Origin of the sequence: Thorsellia kenyensis, assembly GCF_042432445.1 — a bacterium.
GTDB classification, from domain to species: Bacteria; Pseudomonadota; Gammaproteobacteria; order Enterobacterales; family Thorselliaceae; genus Thorsellia; species Thorsellia kenyensis.
The window spans coordinates 1-18,661 of the sequence record NZ_JBHLXE010000084.1; the positions used below are offsets into that span (position 1 = coordinate 1).

An 18,661-nucleotide genomic window follows, 5' to 3' on the forward strand; every position below is an offset into this window, starting at 1 on the left:
ACATCTTAATGTCAATTGATATTATTTATTTTTTGATCAATTGGTTAAGGTTTGATCTCCCCCTGAATTTAACGTAGGATATGAATAGCCCACATAACAACAATTTGAAGTTAAGAATAAAACATGCAGAACAGGTAAAACAGTGGTTGGCATCTTAGTTAATAATCTGTTTTGCCTTAACGCATTTCTTAAAGGAACAGTCAATTTTTTGCAAAAAGGACTAAGATTTTTTCCGGCATTGGTATCAGGTACTTCCACTCTTAAATCACCAGCTCTTTCAACCATTCCAGTAAACATTCCAACAATAGGAGTTACTCTATCATCTGTGGGAAGATCATTAATTACAACTGAACCATGAAAACATTGTCTTGCGAAGATGAGGTCTTTAACTGAAATTTCAAAAATAAGGCGCGCTGCATCAGCTGATTCATAGCACTCAAAAATTACAAATGCACTGTTTTCTATCACGCGAGCAAAACCATAAATTTCTAATGCTAGGGCTTTTTCAGTAATTTCTGCAGCACACTCTTTTTCAAATCCAGCACGACAGTATAAAATAATATTTTTCATGAATTTCCAATAAGTAATGAATAGTAACGGCATCTATCCAAAATCTAAAAAAATGAGGTAATGGACCTTGACCAATAATTGCATAATGCTAGGACATTAAATGCATAAAAGTACCCTCTATATAGGAGAGGTTATTTTGTGATATTAACATAATTTTAATGTTAACTCACATTATTATATAAGTTTAGTTGGCAAATTTTTACGAGCGTAACTCAGAATAATGAGTGAAAATAATTATATATTCTATTTGTAGTCTTCATGTAAACTTTATATTATTCTCTGCATTAAAAAGGATTATTTCCTTCATATAAAGTTACGACAATTTACGGAAAATAGTAAAAAAATATTTTTTCAGCAGGTTGCTAATCTGCTACGTAAGTATATAATCCTAAAAAATGATTCTAAATAAGGATGTTTCAATGAAAAGATTATCTCAAGCCTCCCTTGCTCGGCTTAAACAAACAGATCGTCTAGCAGACACACTTATGTTCTATGTGCTTATTGTTTATGCCACAGTCACTATTGCCATTTCTTTGGTTATAACACACCACAATATGCAGATAGTAGAAGCCTCAATAGCAACCTTAATGGTACTTTTATTCGGTTTTTATGGATATTTTGCCTATAGAGGAAGAGCTCCATGTAGGTATTTTATGGCTGTTAGTCTTATGCTTATGGTTGCATTACATATTCATTTTGCAATGGGTATGTTGGAGTTTCATTTTGGGGTATTTTTAACACTTGCTTTGTTATTAATGTATAGGGATTGGAAACCCATAGTTGTTGCGGCAATTGTAATTGCACTACATCATGTCGTTGTTGATAGGTTACAAGCTGCTGGCTTTGATGTATTTTGTTTAGAAGAAGCTAATTTTGGCCAGATAATGATCCATGCAGCTTATGTAGTCGTGCAAACAGGCTTTCAAATAAAAATAGCAACGATGTTAAGACAAACGGAATTTAGATCTTATTTATTGACTGACAAATTAAGTATAGCAATGGAAAATCTGTCAGAGGCAGTAAATGAGGTGGAAACAAGAAGTATAAATGTACTCAATTCTGCTAATACTATAGCCCAAACAGGAGATTCTTTGAGTGAAAAAAGTAACTCAGCAGCAAGTCGCTTGATACAAACCTCAGCCGCAGTTAACCAACTGAATGTTTCGATTAAGAGTAATGCAGAGATGAGTTCTCAAGCCGATAGCCTCATTACTGAAGCATCAAGGGAAGCAACAGAAGGAAAAGAAATTGTGGCTGAAATAGTGGGTGTGATGCAAGGGATAGAAACCTCGGCAACAAAAATTTCCGCGATTACTGAAGTTATAAACGGTATCTCTTTTCAAACGAACATTCTTGCATTAAATGCTGCAGTAGAAGCCGCTAGAGCAGGGGAGCATGGGCGTGGGTTTGCTGTTGTTGCCTCTGAAGTGAGAACACTTGCTCAAAGGGCTGGACAAGCCGCTAAAGAAATTGGAGAGTTAATTGATAATAGTGTTACCCAAATGAAAAAAGGCGTTACTTTTGTTGATAGCGCGAATACTAAGATAACTGGAATGGCTCATTCAGTATCCGAAGTGACGGGGCTAGTAAATCATATTTCAAGTAACACTGATGAACAAACTAGACAGATATCTGAAGTCAGTAGTTCAATTAATATTCTTGAAGATGTTGTTATGCAAAATATAAGCGCCGCAGAACAAAGCGTTACAATTGCCCAAATTTTACAAAATAATGCTAATGCACTCGATGTTACGGTGGCTAAAATGTCGCAAATAAACCAAACTGATGTGGAAAATATAGAAGATATTGAGTCTAAGTCTAATCTGAGTAAGTAAATAGATTAGCATCTCTTATCTTACATGGCCTTTATATTAACGTGCTACATCTTATTTATTTAAAATTATGAAATTTAGAAAAATGACAAATCAAAATTTAGTCTTTGGTCTTCATAAAGCATTTTATTAATTAGTCTTAATCACTTTTAATTTGAAAGATTTATGAACAAAAATATTTGTTGTATTAAGGGAAAAAGAATGCGCCAATTATTTGTGTTGTGTTTTAAAAGTTTGTTATTTTTCAATATTTTTACTATTTTTATTGCAAGCCAGCAATTAATAGCCAAAGAACCCGAAACGAACAAAAAAAAACTGGTTATCTCTACCACGTTCACAATATTGCAAGACATTGCTCAGAATATAGTTGGCGATAAAGGAACAGTTGTTTCCATTACTAAGCCTGGTGCTGAAATACATGATTATGAACCTACCCCAAAAGACATCCAAAAAATTCAAAATTCAGATCTCATTATTTATAACGGTATGAATCTCGAGGCTTGGTTTGATAAGTTTTATCAAGACATCGCTACTACGCCTAAATTAATAGCGACTGACTCCATAAAACCAATCTACGTAAAGGATGAAAAAGGAAATTTAACCCAAATCCCTAATCCTCATGCGTGGATGTCACCTAAGAATGCGCTCATTTATGTAACTAATATTAAAAATGCTTTAATTACGATAGATCCCTCTAATAAAGAGTACTATGAGTCTAATGCTGCTGCTTATGCAAATCAAATCGTTGAATTATCTCAGCGATTCGAAAAACGGCTTGCCCGTGTATCAAACGATTCGCAATCAAAATGGCTTGTTACTTCAGAGGGCGCGTTTAGCTATCTTGCAAGCGATTATAATCTAAACGAAGCCTATATTTATCCCATTAATACTGAGGGGCAAGTTAAGCCTAAACAATTAAGTGCATTGATTGATTTAGTAAACGCCTATAAAATCCCAGTCATATTTTCTGAAACTACAACATCAGATAGACCTGCAAAAACGATTGTTGAGGAAACAAATGCTCATTATGGAGGTCAACTTTATGTCGATTCCTTATCAGAGAGTGATGGTGAAGTACCTACCTATTTAAGTTTATTAGAAACTACACTTAGCCGTATTGCTTTGGGCTATGAAACAATCAGAGATGAAGATTAAATGCTGGAACAAATAAATTTATGACAAAGAGAACTATAGAGATATTAGTCGATTCTATTAATTATAAATACAGTAATGGAAATCAGGCAATCGTTGATGCCTCTTTTAAATTAAAAGAAGGAATTATTTGTGCGCTTGTTGGACCTAATGGAGGAGGTAAATCAACCCTATTTAAAAGTCTTATGGGGTTTGTCACTCCTTATTCTGGAAATATATCTTTTAATGGATTGTCAGTCCAGCAAGCTTTGAAACAAAATTACATCGCCTATGTTCCGCAAACAGAAGAAGTTGATTGGGATTTTCCTATTTTGGTAAAAGATGTCGTGATGATGGGTCGATATTGCAAAATGAATTTTTTGAGAATTCCTTCAAAACATGATATTGAAATTGTTGAGCAAGCATTAGATCTTGTTGGATTATCCCAATATAAAACACGTCAAATCGGTGAATTATCTGGTGGCCAAAAAAAACGAGTTTTCTTAGCAAGGGCATTAGCCCAAGAAGGCCAGGTTTTGATGCTTGATGAACCTTTTACTGGAGTTGATGTACAAACTGAAAACGCAATAATTGAGCTCTTGCAACAGTTAAAAAAACAAGGGGCATTGATCCTTATAGCGACACATAATTTGGGTAGTGTACCTGAATTTTGTGATGAGGTTGTACTTTTTAATCGAACAGTCATTTCTTTTGGCACAATTGGAACTACATTTACTGAAGAAAATCTTAAAAAAACGTTTGGTGGAGTATTACGGCATATTCGACTTGGGCAAGAACACTTGCATGATGATGACGATCCTAGGGTAGTTACAGTGCTCACAGATGATGAAAGACCTGCCGTTTTTTACGGTAATACTGAGCAAGATCCTCCTACCTCAAATCATATTAAGGGGGAGTGATGCTAGACGTATTAATGGTTCCATTTGATTATCAATTTATGCAAAAAGCCATTATAGTGTGTACGCTTATAGGTATTATTTGTGCATTATTATCCTCTTTTCTTATTTTGAACCATTGGTCATTAATAGGTGATGCGCTTTCTCATTCGGTGGTTCCTGGTGTTGTTATTGCTTATTGGTTAAGTTTACCATTTGTTTTAGGTGCTTTTTTCAGTGGACTCATCGCAGCGTTTGCTATGCTATTTATTAATAAGATATCCAAATTTAAACAAGATGTTGTTATTGGATTTGTTTTCTCCGGTTTTTTTGCCTTAGGCTTGTTGATGATTTCAATAAAACCAATCGCTATAAGTGTACAGACAATCATTATGGGAACAATCTATTCAATTTCACATGCTGAATTTTGGCAAATTATCATTGTTTTTGTTGCTGCTGCACTAATAATATATCTTATTTTCCCTACGCTCGTTTTGATTTTATTTGACAAAAAATTCGCGCAATCGCTCGGTATTAAAGAATTTATTTATAAATCACTATTTTTCTCGGTGTTGAGTGGCGTTATAGTCATCTCTTTACAAGCGGTTGGTTCAATATTAGTAATTGCATTATTAATTATCCCTGGCGCTTGCGGGTTTTTAATAACGAAGCAAATCAATAGATTGGTTATCTATTCGATGTTGGTAGGAGGAATTACTGCTTTTGTTGGCGCATATTTGAGCTATTTTATGAATATACCCGCAGGACCCTTAATTGTTCTGCTTCAGGGGGCGATGTTCTTTATAATATTTATTTGCAAAAATGGACTCTATAGAGATAAATTAAAATCAAAGTTAGCCAATCAATAGCAAAAAAAAATTGTAATAAAATAAAAATAAAGATAAACGTTTAGTCGATTATTCTATTGGCATTGCGACTCATTAAACGCGTTGATATCCTCCCTTTAAAAATAGAAGGGGGTTTACGACCTACCGGATAAAATTTACTATGTACGATTTCATTATTTATTTAATAGAACCCTTTTACTTGCCTTTTATTCAAAGGGCACTCTTATTAGGCATAACAATAGGAATTGTCTGTGCTGTTTTATCCTGTTATTTAGTATTAAAAGGGTGGGCTCTCATAGGAGATGCGCTTTCTCACTCTTTATTACCAGGAGTTTTGCTTAGTCATATGTTTGGACTTTCAATTTTTATAGGTGCATTATGTGCAGCGATATTAAGTACCACCTTGATGGGGGTGATTAAGCGAAAGACTAAATTAAAAGAAGATACGATTGTTGGAATTGTTTTCTCCGTTATGTTTGCGATGGGATTATTTTTATTTAGTGTTATAGATACAGAATTACATATTACACATTTATTATTTGGTAATATACTCGGAATAGATAGAAACTCACTGCTTACCCATTTGATCATATTAGTATGCATTCTTGCCATAATTTGTTTAAAAGCTAGGGATTTAATGTTGTTTTGCTTTGATGAAAAACAACTTACCATGCAAGGAATGTCTATAAAATTTCATCATTATTTATTACTGTTTTTATTATCTGTAGTACTTGTTGTTTCCATACAAGCGATAGGGGTTTTATTTGTGATTGGCTTATTAATTATTCCGGGAATGTTTGGCTATTCAATGACTAAGCAATTTCACTTTATGATGATGTATGCTTCTTTTTTTTCAGCACTCACTATCTTTATCGGTATATTAGTTAGCTTTTACTTAGATGTCGCTAGTGCACCATTAATTATTGTGATTCAAACACTGTTTTTGCTTCTAACCTTTGCCTTAACTTCTAGAATAACAAAAAATAAGCAAATTTGACAGAGAAGCTGCCTTGAGTACATCTTAGTGATTTCAAGAAAATAGTTTGATATAATTGCTGTTTAGCTCTTTAAAAGAGTTCATTAAAAACAATCTAAAGCTCAATCCAATGTATTTTAAGCTAATAGAGTTACTTTAAATTATTGCTTGTAAGATTGGTTAAGTTAAGACTTGTTTCCAAGTTACAACAAATTAAAACTTATTAAATTAGAAGATAAACAATGACGACACACTCTGTACACACAAAGAAAAAAATTCTCCGTACTCAATGCCCGGATGCAACGGGCTTGATTTCCAAAATAACTAATATTTGTTATAAGCATCAATTAAATATTCTGCAGAATAATGAATTTGTGGATCATCGTTCGGGGCATTTTTTCATGCGTACTGAACTTGAAGGTATTTTTAATGATGAAATGCTTCTAGCTGATTTAAACTATGCTTTGCCAGAAGGATCTTTTTATGAGCTAAAATCAATAGAAAAACAAAAAATAGTGATTTTAGTTACTAAAGAAGCACATTGTTTGGGTGATTTACTGATGAAACAAGCTTATGGTGATATGGATGTAGAAATTACAGCGGTAATTGGTAATCATGAATTACTTAAGCCTCTTGTAGAACGTTTTGATATTCCCTTCCACTTAGTGTCTCATGAAGGTTTATCACGAGAAGAACATGATAAATTGATGTCTGAAAAAATAAAAGAATTTTCTCCTGATTATGTTGTCTTAGCTAAGTACATGAGAATTTTAACGCCACAGTTTGTAAGTCAATTTGATAAAAAGATTATTAATATACATCACTCTTTCCTACCTGCATTTATTGGGGCTAAACCATATCATCAAGCCTATGAAAGGGGAGTAAAAATAATTGGTGCAACGGCGCATTTTGTGAATAACGATCTTGATGAAGGTCCGATTATCATGCAGGATGTAATCCATGTAGATCATACTTATACTGCTGAAGCAATGATGAAAGCTGGTCGTGATGTTGAAAAAAATGTTTTAAGTCGTTCCCTAGAAAAGGTATTAGCACAAAGAGTATTTGTTCAAGGTAACCATACAATCATACTGTAAAGCTTTTGCTTTTTGTTTGGCTATGGTATTGAAAGTTTCACTTTCGCAGTGTAGTGCATCTAATGTAATTAGACACTCCTTTAAATTCAGCGTATTTAAAACATTTCTCACCACTTAAATTTCTTGGCCTTTCCCAAGCCCCATCTCAGTCCCAATTGTGATGCCAAGGCCAAGATTATATACTAATACAACATTAAGAACTTCACCCGAGTCAGCTTGTAAACCTCTCACAACTTTACCATCAATGACTATAATTTTTCTCAACTTAACGAAAGCATTTTCTGGTGACTGATTTTCCTCTTCTTTATTATCAATTGATTACAGCTGATTTTTCATTGATTCAGATTGATAACTTCTAGTCCAATTAATTAATAACTCGTTCAGTAATTTAGGCTTTATCAGCCTGATGATTCTAGCAATGTTATGCCGGGTAGGCAGTCCATTAGTATAGGGGAAAAAATTTCTAAGCCAGTCTATATTTGCTTCACAAAAACGCGCTATTGCATGCCAATTGCTATAGCCACATATAAATGAGGCAACTACTAAAAAATTAATTTCTGCCACAGGGTATTTTTGGTTAATAGTAGACCTTGTTTCTTCTATACCATTAAAAATATGTGTGATTTTCAGATCAAATAAGTAAAATAGATTTACTTATTTGATCTGAAAAATATCATGATGGCAATTGATATTAATTAATTTTTGATAAATTGGTCAAGGTTTGCCCCCATGTCTAAAAGCTCTTTAAATGCTTGGCTTAGAAGTCATAGAGAACAATTAAATCAACTCTCTTTTGATAGTAAACACAGATCAGCTCAAGAAAAATTATTAGTCATAGCAGAATCCCATGCTTTAACTTGCGAAGAACTCAGTCAATGGTGTCGTATGAAAGGTATTTTTGAACATCAATTAAAGTCTTGGAAAAGAGAGTTTATTAAGGGTTCTGAAAAGAAAACAAATCGTACCAAGACTCATGGATGATAAAGGTATTTATATTGCTTCTGAATCTACATTCTATCGCTTTATGAGATTAACTGGACAAAATACTCATCGTGGTAGCACGAGAAAGCCAAGAGCGTCAGATAAACCCAATGAGCTTGTGGCAACAGCGAGTAATCAAGTCTATTGTTGGGGTATTACTTATTTGAGTTCCAATGTGAAAGGAGACTACTTTTAACTCTATGTGTACATTGATATATTTGATAAATATATTACGGGTTGGTAAGTCTTTGATTCAGGAAGTGCAGAGAATGCTTCTTTATTAATACAAGATATTTATGAAAAAGAAAATATCCAACCTAAGCAGTTAGTTATTCATTCGGATAATGCCTCTCCTATGAAAGGAAAGAGTATGAAGGTGATGCTAGCTCAACTCGGCGTCTCAAGTTCACATAGTAGACCTAGGTTAAGTAATGATAATCCCATGTCAGAATCGTTATTTAAAACCTTAAAATATAACGCATTATTGCCATTAAAACCCATTGGCAATTTACAAGAAGCTAGATTGCAGGTGTATCAGTTTGTTCAGTGGTATAACCATGAACACTTGCACAGCAGTAATCAATTTATCACCCCTTCAGATAAACGCACAGGTAAGGATGTGGCTAAATTACAGAAGAGACAAGAGGTAATAAATCGCAAGAAAGAAAGTCATCCTAACAGATGGGCTAAAGGGCGTATACGTGATTGGAGTCCAATAACTAAATTTATATTGAGTATAATTAAAAACCTAGTGTTTTTTGACGAAAAAGATTTAATGAATAGTAACCAGTAACAATTAATTTGCTATAGAATGCTTTTAATTATATTAAAAAAAAATTTTTTTATGTTTAATTTTCAAAGGGGTAATTAAAAAAAATCGGTAACGTAACTTAGCCTTTTTCAGGTAAAAAAGAGATATCTACATAATATTTTTTCGGGTTATTTCTCATTATATAAATAGTAATTTCATTATTTTCAATATAGGGTGAAGGATCGTACCAAATAAATTCGCTATCAAAGATATGAACGGTATTATTTAATTTATCTAACCATTGCGCAGTGATTCTATATGGGGTTCTGTGATTGATTGATATTAAGGTATAAGGACCAATTTCAGTTATTAGGGCTTTAACAGGAAAACCTTCCCGTTTAAATTTATCTGCATTAGGCTTTTTAAAAATAACAAAAAATATTGCTACAAAGAATAAAAAACCAACGCCAATAATACACAGAATAATAACCCCAATCCACATTTGTGAAATATTATTAATAATGGCTTCATTAGGTGAGTTCTGATCATAGTAAATTTCAACAGTACTGCCTATAGGATCGAGCAAAGTCTTAGTAAGAGTGCTACCGATCACATTATGTTCTTTACCAGAGCTATCTATAAAAGTAATAACTGGTGCATAAAGTATTTCACCGGATGAACTTTTTTGGGGTATCGAGCTGCTTACAATCCCTGTTGTTAATTGGCTAGTTTGAATAAAATCATAGTTCTTTTTAGCCAAGATTGCTGCGCTGATTAAAAGTATCATTGCAACAGAAAAGAAAATAATTTTAAATAGAAGAATAACTCCACGCATAGGGTATGATCTTAACTTAATTTGTTAACAGAAAAATTATGTAAAAAAATATTTGTAATTAGTTAATTATAAAGAACATGTCATGTGAAAACAATGCTAACTAATTGTTGAAATAACTACCTAAATCAATTTAAAACTCCCTTTTGAACATTGTAAAAATGTGATTTTAAAAAAAATGAGACCAGTTTGATTGTAAAAAAGATTTAATAAAATTAAATATGATTTATTTAAATTTTCTGGGAAAACCTACTTAAATACTTTGATTGAGCAAATTTAGTGCGGTTTCTGATTGTCACTAAACGTGATTTAAGCACGTAAGTCTTACTTAATTCAAAAGGACTAAGTTATAACGCAAAATACATACTCTTTAAAAGAAAAAGAGCGTGCTTTTGTTCTCGAAAAATGTCTCAGAAAAGAAATCACTTAAGTCACATCTGCTAGACAATTTGGAGTTACTTACAGGCATTTTAAAAGACTTTTCATCAAGTATAAAGAAAATGGAATTGATGGTATTGTATCACAAAGACGAGGCAAACCATCTACTAAAAAAACTCCTGCTGATATAGACGTAGAGGAGCTAGTAGCACTAAAAGTAATACTGTGTTCACGGGTTTCTTGCCAGCGGTAGGGGATAAAAAGAAGGTAGTAATCAAACAGAAAATAAAATCTTTCAATTGGCAAGCGATGCTTCCAAAAGGTTTAAACATAGTGGCTAAAATGATTAATCCTTATTTACATGGGATAATAAATTATTATAGCAAGTTCTATCCATCAGAATTAAGAGGCATATGGCAGACACTTGATACACGTCTTGTAGTCTGGCTGATGAAAAAGAGCAAGAAACTCAAAGGCAAGAAGATGAAAACATACCAATTACTTTCTGAGATAAAATCACATCTTGCACGAAGAAGACTTTTTGCCCTTTGGTCATTAGAATTAATGATAAAAGCACAAAAGGAAACATAGCACAAGTGAGGTTGAGCTAGACGAGCCACATGACGCGAGAGTGTCACGTGTGGTTCTGTGAGAGGGGGCAGGGGCAGTTCCTGTGCTCTACTCGATTAATGATAAAAAAGTTTGCTCGCCCCCTGACTCATTAAATACAATAAATTTTAGGATCTTAATCATTAAACATCTATAGCATCTATGCAAATTCTATCTTATTAAAAATTTTTAGAAAGATGGCTAATCCCTATTAATTCAATAAATATAAAATGATTTAGTGGGTGCAATGCATCATTCTATTTAGTATGCTGGTGATACTTTTACGTTAAACTTCCATCTTTAAGGTGAGATACCCCATTGAATCAATATGATATGTATATACCACTAGGAATTTTAACAAGCCAATTAGAATTTTAGGGGGTTTATAGTATTATCTATTTATGAAAACTCATGACTATAGGAACTAACTAAAACTAGCCCCCCAAATTGGGGGAATGTTTTTTAATAAATGATTTCTAACAGATGATTTTTAACAAAAGGATTTTAAAAAATTATCTACATGAGCATAAATGAATCACGTAACGAGAAACAAACACATGCTGACTTATGAACGCTTCGCTAAAACATTCAATATAACACATGAACGCCATCTGCTTTTAAAAGATAAAAACGTTTCTATTCCTAAGCACTATCTTAATTTTTTTATTTTTTTAGCTGACGTATCCCTTGATGAATTTTTAGCTTGGGAGAAAACGCATGCAATTGATGACACTTACTTGATTAATTTTAGTGACAATATTTCTGATGATGGTTGGTTTAACGCTGATATCTTACAAGAATTGTTTGATTTACTTATTAACCATACACAGCTATCTGAGTGTCTTGCCTTAGCAGTAATTAACAGTCAACATCAATTTGCCAGCAAACCATTGTTGTGTAAAAGAAATACAACTTCTAGATATCAGTTTTTTCGTCAAGCTTGGGTGCTAAAAAATTTAATTGATAATATAGCTCAGTATTCAGCATGGAATGATGTAGCTCAAAGGGAATTACAGAGTATTCATCTAAGTGCTTATTTGGCAAAGTCAGTCAGTTATGTCAGTAGAATGCCGGAACATTGGTTTTGGCATACATGGCTATCCTTAGATAAAAAAAATTTAAAACACTTTTTAAATAATCTTAAGTCGAAGGACTCAAAGCCAGATATACTTTGCCGAGCAACTCTATTTCTTTTATTAGGTGCGGATGATAAACAAGCTGAAGAAAATTTGAAATGCACTTTAGAACAAAACAAACAAAACATGACTCTATTGCAAAATTTTGTTAGTGCGTTTGAGAGTTGTGCCCCCCATACTCTATCTTTTTTTCTCTCTCAATGTGTCTCATTAAATTTAGTCAAAAAAAGCCACTGTAGGCGTTCAATACAAACATTTTTAGGACTGACTCCATTTTCTGAAGAAACACTGAACATTAAATTGAAAGAAATTATTTATCTTTTAAGCCAATACGCGGATGGTATCGTATTTGAGGAGGCATTTTTTGCTAAAACTGCTGATGAATTATATCTCAATTTAATTGTATTTGGCCTAATCAACTTAGATGAGATGTGTCACTTATTGATTAAAAATATCGATAGATTTTCATTAGATAGGCTTGAAATCATAGTGATTTACCTTTTTAATACAGGGATGTTTGAACACTTCAATCAATTTAGTATTGAAATATTTAAACGTCATTTTAAAGTGTGTATCCAGCCATTGAACCCCGGCGCACTTAAACTCTTAGCTTTAATAAGTTCACTACAAATCTCTTGTCTCTCTGAACCCAAAAATCTAATCAAAAATGACGTGATGTTTTGGCAAATAACTACTTATTTTTCTGAATTAGAGCCAATTTTAATAAACTACCCTAATCTAAAAACAATAGATTTTGATCATCAGTTAATAGATAGAAAAATTGATTTAGATAACCGTTACTCAATCCTATTAAGTCTATTTGATCATTCAGAAAAAATGACAGTTTATTTTATGGATAATTTAGCGCTTTTACCGGCTCAGTTAAAAAAAATATTATTACATACTGTCTTTAGTCCATGTTCAATGCATAGCCATAGTATTAAAGTCGATAACACAAAAATGTTCACGGTGAATTCTGCTAACCTTGGGTTATTATCAAAATTCCTTTTAGATAAAGATACTAATATCAATATGAAATCTATTGCACTTTGCCACGTCATTAAAGAAGAGTTGCCCATAGAAATACTAGAACAACTGTTCCTTTATTTAAAAAGAAATAAACGAATATTGAATCAAATGATTATCGATCTACTTTCAAGTCTTAGTGATAATCAATTTGCAAAGCTCATTAATAGCCAATATAAAACAAAAATCTATGCACTTCAAAAAGCGCTTATTAATCTGCTTGTGATCAGAAAATCGATTAACACTAGTTTAATTAACGAAGATTGGTATCCCTATTTATCAACGATGAATAAGTTAAAACCGCAAGACGTCAGTCAATTAAACATAATATTTGAAAAATCCGATGAGCATATCGATTTACTATTAAAACATTTGCCTCATTCTTAGGACAACACTGTCCTACGAATTGTTCTAAAAGGATCTATCATAATTATATGAGAGGCGACTAGAATCAATTCAAAAAACACTCGCATACCTTATGGATTAAATCAATCGGAATAAACTACCCTATTGGCATTTTTGATTCCGCAAATTTTAGCTTTGATTCACTGGGAGTGGCAAATAGATAAATAAATGTTAAAGGTCCAACCCTAACTCAGGGGGCGATCAAACTTTGATCAAACAGATTGAATTTATTGAAACTTATCAGTAATTAAAAAATACAGTCGGTGAAGAACCGATTCTATTTATTGATGCATTACACCCAACTCAAGCCACTAAGTTGGGATATGGGTGGATTAAGAAAGGAACTGATAAAGTCGTCAATACAACAGGCAGTCGTACACGAATCAATTTAATTGGTGCTTTGAATATTAATGCCATTGAGAAAACTGTTGTACAAGAGTTTGAAACGATTAACGGTTAAAGTATTATCGAATTTTTTACTAAGCTGAGAGAAAATTACCCTCTTACAGAAAATAAACACATTCATATCATACTTGATGGTGCAGGTTACCATAGGTCGGAGGTTGTGGTTGAAAAAGCGTTAGAAATGAGCATCGTACTACATTATTTGCCTCCATATAGCCCAAATCTAAATCCAATTGATCGGTTATGGAAGGTAATGAATGAAAAATGTAGAAATAATCAATATTTTCCGTCGAAAGATAAATTTCGGGAAGCTGTGTTGGGACTTTTCGAGAATATTTTGCCCACGATCATTCCAGAACTACGAACAAGGCTTACTGATAATTTTTAGGTGCTAAAACCTGCATCTTGATTTCCATTGAGTATAAAGCACGTACAGGTGAAATTCTAAATGCTGTGACAGCATTTGATGTCGATAATGGCATTTCATTCAGTACAGAGATAGGGGCTGGTAAAGGCCAAGAAATCCAGATGGTACTGAACGTCCTTAAAATACTCAATCTTAAAGAGTGTATTGTGACGCTTGATGCGCTTCATTGTCAAACTGAAACCGTTAATGAAATTTTTAAAGGCAAAGGGATTGCACTTATCCAAGTTAAAGGCAATCAACGTAAATTGTTTGAAGCAATAGATCGAGAATTTCAAACATTGTGGAATACTGATGAATCAGAGAAACATGCTTTAATTCAGAATGACCGTGGTCATGGAAGAATAGAACAAAGGACTGCGTATGTTATTGATGCAAAGATAAATAAAAATTTAAAAGAAAAATTGACTGCAAGTGAAGCCATACAATATACAAGGGAGCATTGCGTGTTGAACATTCACTTCATTGGCGTTTAGATGTGGTAATGAAAGAGGACTCATCAGAGGTGCATGATAGAATAAGTGCAAAAAATTTATCGATAATTAGGCGCTTTTCCCTAAATTTACTAAGTACTGCAGAATACAAAAGAGAAAAAAAGGAAGCTTCAATTCCTAGCAAAATGAGAATGTGTATAAATGATTTAAATTTAAGGGATAAAATCATATTCACGATGAGATTGATTTAATAATGAAAAAGCTTGCTCGCCCCCTGATTCCATAGAGCGCTTAAAACATTAGGTATCGGCATAATTTGTGTCAATACTCCTCAAGCTAATGAGCGAATAGAAAGAGCCAATCTGACCACTATAAAGATAGATTGGTAAAGGCAATCCGTTTAGTTTGCATGAGTAGAATTGAAGAAGCCAATCAATTTGCTAAAACTTGTCAAGCATTTGTTAAAACTTACATTCAAGAGTTCAACGAAAAATTTGCTAAGGCGCCTATCGAACCGATTGATGCCCACAGTTCATTGCAATTTAATGAGGCGGAATTGAATCATATCTTAAGTCATCAGGTTCCCCGTAAAATAAGCAAGAATTTAACATTCCAATTTAACAACGCTGAATATCAACTTGAAGGCTATGGAAAAAGGTTATCGATTGCAAAATAAAACGGTTCAAGTGTGCCTACAATTAGATGGTAAAATGAGTGTGTTACTAGTCGATAAGTCGTTAAATTTTAATAAAATAAGCATCAAGAAAACAGCAGTGAAAGTGGTAGATAGTAAGTATATTAATGATGTGGTGAATGATATTAAACAGAAAGAGTCGGATAAAAGCGTTCAAGAAGAAAGTATTCATAATGATATACCACAAGCCAAGGTGACAATAGGTTGATTGCTTATACTTAATCCTGAATAAACAATCTGTTATTACCGTGTAATGATGCGTATTAAAATGATTGATATCTTAAATTTGAGGTAGGGATAGCTATGCGTAGCATATAAGCGCACAGCGCTAAACTAATCGGAATACAGAAAAAAATGGCATGAGCGACGATATTATCTTATTCAAATAGACATATGAACCTACTACGATGACCAGAACAAATAAATATTGATTGAAACCCATCAGTGTTTAGAGTAAAAAACCATCAAAACACCAAGTAGAGCTGTATTTTTTTAAATTAAAATGGGATATTTTAGCTAATGCTTTACACACACAAGAAAAAGCTTTACTTTAAATAATAAAGTTTTTATAATAGTTTGGTTATCAGGTGGGGTTCCCGAGCGGTCAAAGGGAGCAGACTGTAAATCTGCCGTCATCGACTTCGAAGGTTCGAATCCTTCTCCCACCACCATTCAAATTCTGATAACTTCTCTCGATTAATTCTTCCTATTTCCTTATACTTATAACTACTTTCTTATACCTTCTAATTTACTTGTTCGCTTGATGAACAACTCGATGTTTATATATTCCATTGCTTTTAATATAGTCATATACGGGGCTAGGCAATAATCTATCGCATGATTTTCCCGATTTTAGTAAATTTCGTATAAGAGTAGCCGAAACATCAAAGTAAGGTGTAGGAGCAAGAAAAATTTTTCCATTCGCTAATTCAAGTAAATGTTCCTTATTAGGTTCTAAATGTGACTCAATCCATAAATTAAGGTTTGAGTCAGGTATTGGCTGAATTTCATGGTTTCTTTTGCACACGATCAAATGACAATAATTTAAAAGATTTTCCCATTGGTGCCACTTATTTAATGAATAAAGAGAATCTTCACCAATAATGAAAAGAATAGGGCGTTTACTTCCAAATTCATGCCGCATCTCAATTAAAGTGTCTATCGTATAAGAGTATGTATCTCTCAATAGCTCACGTGTATCAAGCGTAAATAACGGCTCATTTTTAATTGCTAGCTCAATCATTGCGATTCGCTGATGTACGTTAGCAACAGGTTGTTGTCTATGAGGCGGAATATGATTAGGTAATATATTGATTGTTTGAAAATTAAAATAATAGGCGATGGATTTACAAATATTGAGATGACCAATGTGTATAGGATCGAATGTACCGCCATAATAAACAATCGGTTGTAATATTTCTTTATCCATTGAATCTATTTCCCTCTGCTTAAACTGGGTTATATTTATGTATTTGTATAGTTTATGAATTCATGAGTATCAAAAATCTTGGCGTTTTCCTGTTACACAATCAGGAGAAATACATATTTTTGCCTTGATTACACAATAAAAAAGTTAAAAAAAAGCCCTCCATGTTACTCACTAAAAAGATTTAGGTAAATGAGGTTTATTGGAAAGTAAAATAACTATATCTAATAAGTCTTTCCACAATGAATCAGAAACAATGGTTTTGGCCTTTATCTCTATTTCACTAAGCATCTCAATTGCTTTAGCTATATCAACGAAGTTTAATCTTTGAAGTGTTTGTGTGTATAGAGGACGTCTATTTTTCCAGATATTTAAATTATCAAATATGACTCTAAGATCAGCAGGAGGATGCTGTGATTTGATTTTGATAAGCTGCATTAATTCAGACTGAAGCTGTCTTAGTAAAATAATGATTTCAAACTCTTCATCTTGTAGCTGTTTAGCTATATGAAAAGCTCTTTTTAAAGATCCAGATAATGCAGCATCAACAAAATGAGTCGATGTAAAATGAGCAGCATCAAAAAGAATGTTCTCTAATTGCATTTTGCTTACGGGCTTTTCACCAAACAGAAGCTGTATTTGTTGTAATATTTGATTCAAGGCCAACAAATTACCTTCATAGTGATAACATAAGGACAATATGGCTTCGTGCTCTAATTTTAAACCTAGCCTGTTTTGTCTTTGTGTAACCCATTGCGGAAGTTGCTCTCGTGTAGGAGGCTGACAATTTATTATTAGACTATTATCTGCAAAAAAGTCTTTGAACCATTTTAATTTTTCAAGTGGATACGCAGAACGTGGATAAGTAAAAATTAATATAATATCTTCATGGATAAGAGTGTCTAAAATGCTTAATTTTTCTGTAATAGATGTGCCTAGTGCACTGTCAGGTAAATTTAAATAAATTATCAGTTTTTGAGAAAACAGACTCATTCCCTCACATAAAGAGAATATCTCATTCCAATCAGTTTTAGCTTCTATTGTAAATAAATGGTACTCAGTAAATTCTAATGATTTTGCTAAGGCAGTAATTTTTTGTGAACTCTCAAATATTAATAGGGGCTCATTACCATTAATTAAATATTTCTGTTTAATGATATGAGCATTATTATTTTGTGTATACTGAGTATTTAGAAACTTATCTGCATCAATCTTAATCATTTTCCGTTATCATCTCTGGTCTAAAAGAACTTAATCTTCTGACGAGTTCTTGTGCCGCTTGTACCCTGAGTTCTTCTCTAATGATTTCTTGCTCACTATTTTTTTGCATTGCGGCTAGCGGGTTATCAAAAAAGGATCGTTGCACTTTTACATTTATTGGGTAAATACCGCTGTTGGGTATAATTAAATGTGCTGTTACTTCTAAAGATAATTGGTACTCAGCACTTTTACCATTTGCAAAAATCGATACGGTATCCCTAAATTCATTTGAACTTACAACACCAAACCTTGGGTGAGCCAATGAGTTTTGCATTGTTTTATCTGCAAGTAAATTTTGCGAAGCGGTTATTACCTTAACATTATTTAATCTGAGCTCATTTCTTAGTGCTCTATTTAGCGGTCCGTTAGGATCTGAGGAAAACAATTCAATTGTTTTTAACTGAGAAGGAATAGTATAGGTTGTACCTCTCAAACTAAATCCGCAAGCACTTAATAGTAGAGTGATAGAAATTAAAAAACAGAGGGCTGAGAAGCGGTTTAATAAACTGCGTGAGTTGAATCGATGCATAGATTTTTCCAAATAAACGCC

The 18,661-nt window shown here is 33.1% G+C and carries 20 protein-coding genes, 1 tRNA gene and 1 pseudogene; 16 read left to right on the top strand and 6 right to left on the bottom strand.

Annotated elements, in window-relative coordinates:
- Nucleotides 1-36 precede the first annotated feature (36 nt).
- Nucleotides 37-570: a 23S rRNA (cytidine(2498)-2'-O)-methyltransferase RlmM gene (rlmM, locus tag ACFFIT_RS07170; RefSeq protein ID WP_385876976.1), complete on the bottom strand. Its 534-nt coding sequence runs from the start codon at nt 568-570 to the stop codon at nt 37-39.
- 419 nt (nt 571-989) lie between these two features.
- Between rlmM and ACFFIT_RS07175 the strand changes: the two genes are divergently transcribed.
- The 6 genes from ACFFIT_RS07175 (at nt 990) to purU (ending at nt 7,350) form a co-directional block, all read left to right on the top strand.
- On the top strand, nt 990-2,405 hold the full coding sequence (locus ACFFIT_RS07175; RefSeq protein WP_385876977.1) for a methyl-accepting chemotaxis protein: 1,416 nt from the start codon (nt 990-992) through the stop codon (nt 2,403-2,405).
- Between the two features lie 198 nt (nt 2,406-2,603).
- Nucleotides 2,604-3,557 carry a metal ABC transporter solute-binding protein, Zn/Mn family gene (locus ACFFIT_RS07180; protein ID WP_385876978.1) on the top strand — a complete coding sequence of 318 codons (954 nt, stop codon included), beginning with the start codon at nt 2,604-2,606 and terminating at the stop codon, nt 3,555-3,557.
- A 20-nt stretch (nt 3,558-3,577) separates the two neighbouring features.
- Nucleotides 3,578-4,453 carry an ATP-binding cassette domain-containing protein gene (locus ACFFIT_RS07185; RefSeq protein ID WP_385876979.1) on the top strand — a complete coding sequence of 292 codons (876 nt, stop codon included), beginning with the start codon at nt 3,578-3,580 and terminating at the stop codon, nt 4,451-4,453.
- The gene (locus tag ACFFIT_RS07190) at nt 4,453-5,298 is read left to right on the top strand and encodes a metal ABC transporter permease (protein WP_385876980.1); all 846 of its coding nucleotides are present in this window, start codon (nt 4,453-4,455) and stop codon (nt 5,296-5,298) included. The genes ACFFIT_RS07185 and ACFFIT_RS07190 overlap by 1 nt, the downstream gene beginning before the upstream one ends.
- Nucleotides 5,299-5,437: 139 nt before the next feature.
- Complete coding sequence (locus tag ACFFIT_RS07195; protein ID WP_385876981.1) at nt 5,438-6,274, top strand: metal ABC transporter permease; 837 nt, start codon at nt 5,438-5,440, stop codon at nt 6,272-6,274.
- 221 nt (nt 6,275-6,495) lie between these two features.
- Nucleotides 6,496-7,350, top strand: a complete 855-nt coding sequence (gene purU, locus ACFFIT_RS07200; RefSeq protein ID WP_385876982.1) for a formyltetrahydrofolate deformylase — start codon at nt 6,496-6,498, stop codon at nt 7,348-7,350.
- Between the two features lie 318 nt (nt 7,351-7,668).
- Here purU and ACFFIT_RS07205 read toward each other — a convergent pair whose 3' ends face one another.
- Complete coding sequence (locus tag ACFFIT_RS07205) at nt 7,669-7,980, bottom strand: transposase family protein (RefSeq protein ID WP_385877046.1); 312 nt, start codon at nt 7,978-7,980, stop codon at nt 7,669-7,671.
- A gap of 99 nt (nt 7,981-8,079) precedes the next feature.
- Between ACFFIT_RS07205 and ACFFIT_RS07210 the strand changes: the two genes are divergently transcribed.
- From ACFFIT_RS07210 to ACFFIT_RS07220, 3 genes are all read left to right on the top strand, one after another.
- Entirely contained in the window at nt 8,080-8,331 is a 252-nt protein-coding gene (locus tag ACFFIT_RS07210; RefSeq protein WP_385876983.1) for a hypothetical protein, read from the top strand.
- Nucleotides 8,324-8,527, top strand: coding sequence for a hypothetical protein (locus ACFFIT_RS07215; RefSeq protein ID WP_385876984.1), 204 nt, complete (start codon nt 8,324-8,326; stop codon nt 8,525-8,527). The genes ACFFIT_RS07210 and ACFFIT_RS07215 overlap by 8 nt, the downstream gene beginning before the upstream one ends.
- Nucleotides 8,528-8,701: 174 nt before the next feature.
- Nucleotides 8,702-9,124 (top strand): integrase core domain-containing protein, encoded by a 423-nt coding sequence (locus tag ACFFIT_RS07220; RefSeq protein ID WP_385876985.1) that lies wholly within the window; start codon nt 8,702-8,704, stop codon nt 9,122-9,124.
- 97 nt (nt 9,125-9,221) lie between these two features.
- Here the strand turns inward: ACFFIT_RS07220 and ACFFIT_RS07225 are convergent, their stop codons facing one another.
- Nucleotides 9,222-9,917, bottom strand: coding sequence for a DUF3592 domain-containing protein (locus ACFFIT_RS07225; protein ID WP_385876986.1), 696 nt, complete (start codon nt 9,915-9,917; stop codon nt 9,222-9,224).
- A 600-nt stretch (nt 9,918-10,517) separates the two neighbouring features.
- Here ACFFIT_RS07225 and ACFFIT_RS07230 point away from each other — a divergent pair.
- From ACFFIT_RS07230 to ACFFIT_RS07260, 7 genes and pseudogenes are all read left to right on the top strand, one after another.
- Complete coding sequence (locus tag ACFFIT_RS07230; protein ID WP_385876987.1) at nt 10,518-10,883, top strand: group II intron maturase-specific domain-containing protein; 366 nt, start codon at nt 10,518-10,520, stop codon at nt 10,881-10,883.
- A 548-nt stretch (nt 10,884-11,431) separates the two neighbouring features.
- On the top strand, nt 11,432-13,450 hold the full coding sequence (locus tag ACFFIT_RS07235) for a hypothetical protein (RefSeq protein WP_385876988.1): 2,019 nt from the start codon (nt 11,432-11,434) through the stop codon (nt 13,448-13,450).
- A gap of 301 nt (nt 13,451-13,751) precedes the next feature.
- Nucleotides 13,752-14,261, top strand: a pseudogene (locus tag ACFFIT_RS07240) (IS630 family transposase).
- A gap of 17 nt (nt 14,262-14,278) precedes the next feature.
- The gene (locus tag ACFFIT_RS07245) at nt 14,279-14,773 is read left to right on the top strand and encodes an ISAs1 family transposase (protein ID WP_385876989.1); all 495 of its coding nucleotides are present in this window, start codon (nt 14,279-14,281) and stop codon (nt 14,771-14,773) included.
- 367 nt (nt 14,774-15,140) lie between these two features.
- The gene (locus ACFFIT_RS07250) at nt 15,141-15,407 is read left to right on the top strand and encodes a hypothetical protein (protein ID WP_385876990.1); all 267 of its coding nucleotides are present in this window, start codon (nt 15,141-15,143) and stop codon (nt 15,405-15,407) included.
- Between the two features lie 34 nt (nt 15,408-15,441).
- Nucleotides 15,442-15,633, top strand: a complete 192-nt coding sequence (locus ACFFIT_RS07255; RefSeq protein ID WP_385876991.1) for a hypothetical protein — start codon at nt 15,442-15,444, stop codon at nt 15,631-15,633.
- A gap of 378 nt (nt 15,634-16,011) precedes the next feature.
- A tRNA-Tyr gene (locus tag ACFFIT_RS07260) sits at nt 16,012-16,096 on the top strand.
- A 77-nt stretch (nt 16,097-16,173) separates the two neighbouring features.
- Here the strand turns inward: ACFFIT_RS07260 and nadD are convergent.
- The 3 genes from nadD to lptE form a co-directional block, all read right to left on the bottom strand.
- Nucleotides 16,174-16,854, bottom strand: a complete 681-nt coding sequence (gene nadD / locus ACFFIT_RS07265) for a nicotinate-nucleotide adenylyltransferase (RefSeq protein WP_385876992.1) — start codon at nt 16,852-16,854, stop codon at nt 16,174-16,176.
- Nucleotides 16,855-17,025: 171 nt separating this feature from the next.
- Nucleotides 17,026-18,072 (bottom strand): DNA polymerase III subunit delta, encoded by a 1,047-nt coding sequence (holA, locus tag ACFFIT_RS07270; protein WP_385876994.1) that lies wholly within the window; start codon nt 18,070-18,072, stop codon nt 17,026-17,028.
- Nucleotides 18,065-18,652 (bottom strand): LPS assembly lipoprotein LptE, encoded by a 588-nt coding sequence (lptE, locus tag ACFFIT_RS07275; RefSeq protein ID WP_385876995.1) that lies wholly within the window; start codon nt 18,650-18,652, stop codon nt 18,065-18,067. Before lptE ends, holA begins: the two co-directional genes overlap by 8 nt.
- Between the last annotated feature and the right edge of the window lie 9 nt (nt 18,653-18,661).

Coding starts and splice junctions, on each gene's coding strand:
- rlmM (WP_385876976.1), bottom strand. CDS start 570: ATGAAAAATATTATTTTATACTGTCGTGCTGGATTTGAAAAAGAGTGT.
- ACFFIT_RS07175 (WP_385876977.1), top strand. CDS start 990: ATGAAAAGATTATCTCAAGCCTCCCTTGCTCGGCTTAAACAAACAGAT.
- ACFFIT_RS07180 (WP_385876978.1), top strand. CDS start 2,604: ATGCGCCAATTATTTGTGTTGTGTTTTAAAAGTTTGTTATTTTTCAAT.
- ACFFIT_RS07185 (WP_385876979.1), top strand. CDS start 3,578: ATGACAAAGAGAACTATAGAGATATTAGTCGATTCTATTAATTATAAA.
- ACFFIT_RS07190 (WP_385876980.1), top strand. CDS start 4,453: ATGCTAGACGTATTAATGGTTCCATTTGATTATCAATTTATGCAAAAA.
- ACFFIT_RS07195 (WP_385876981.1), top strand. CDS start 5,438: ATGTACGATTTCATTATTTATTTAATAGAACCCTTTTACTTGCCTTTT.
- purU (WP_385876982.1), top strand. CDS start 6,496: ATGACGACACACTCTGTACACACAAAGAAAAAAATTCTCCGTACTCAA.
- ACFFIT_RS07210 (WP_385876983.1), top strand. CDS start 8,080: ATGTCTAAAAGCTCTTTAAATGCTTGGCTTAGAAGTCATAGAGAACAA.
- ACFFIT_RS07215 (WP_385876984.1), top strand. CDS start 8,324: ATGGATGATAAAGGTATTTATATTGCTTCTGAATCTACATTCTATCGC.
- ACFFIT_RS07220 (WP_385876985.1), top strand. CDS start 8,702: ATGAAGGTGATGCTAGCTCAACTCGGCGTCTCAAGTTCACATAGTAGA.
- ACFFIT_RS07225 (WP_385876986.1), bottom strand. CDS start 9,917: ATGCGTGGAGTTATTCTTCTATTTAAAATTATTTTCTTTTCTGTTGCA.
- ACFFIT_RS07235 (WP_385876988.1), top strand. CDS start 11,432: ATGAATCACGTAACGAGAAACAAACACATGCTGACTTATGAACGCTTC.
- ACFFIT_RS07250 (WP_385876990.1), top strand. CDS start 15,141: ATGAGTAGAATTGAAGAAGCCAATCAATTTGCTAAAACTTGTCAAGCA.
- ACFFIT_RS07255 (WP_385876991.1), top strand. CDS start 15,442: ATGAGTGTGTTACTAGTCGATAAGTCGTTAAATTTTAATAAAATAAGC.
- nadD (WP_385876992.1), bottom strand. CDS start 16,854: ATGGATAAAGAAATATTACAACCGATTGTTTATTATGGCGGTACATTC.
- holA (WP_385876994.1), bottom strand. CDS start 18,072: ATGATTAAGATTGATGCAGATAAGTTTCTAAATACTCAGTATACACAA.